This window comes from Bradyrhizobium cosmicum (assembly GCF_032290525.1).
Classification (GTDB): Bacteria; Pseudomonadota; Alphaproteobacteria; order Rhizobiales; family Xanthobacteraceae; genus Bradyrhizobium; species Bradyrhizobium cosmicum_A.
On record NZ_JASXTA010000667.1, the window covers coordinates 1 to 230 of the forward strand.

1 protein-coding gene is annotated in these 230 nt (G+C 67.4%); it reads left to right on the top strand.

The features are described from left to right. Positions 1-230, top strand: a 230-nt coding sequence (locus QSV46_RS41270) for a tripartite tricarboxylate transporter substrate-binding protein (RefSeq protein ID WP_314964585.1), incomplete at both ends; no start/stop codon positions are given.

A 230-nucleotide genomic window follows, 5' to 3' on the forward strand; every position in this document is an offset into this window, starting at 1 on the left:
GGCGAACCCGGGCTCGATCTCGGTCGCGACGGCAGGCGTCGGCACCGGTCAGCAACTGGTAGCGGCTGCCTTCATGAAGGCTGCGGGCGTCAAATTCCTGGAGGTGCCTTACAAGGGGTCTCCGCCGGCCTTCACCGACCTGCTGGCCGGCCGCATCGACCTGTTCTTCGATTCTATTGCCGCCGGGCTGCCTTACGTGCAGTCCGGGCAGGCGCGGGGCATTGCGGTGC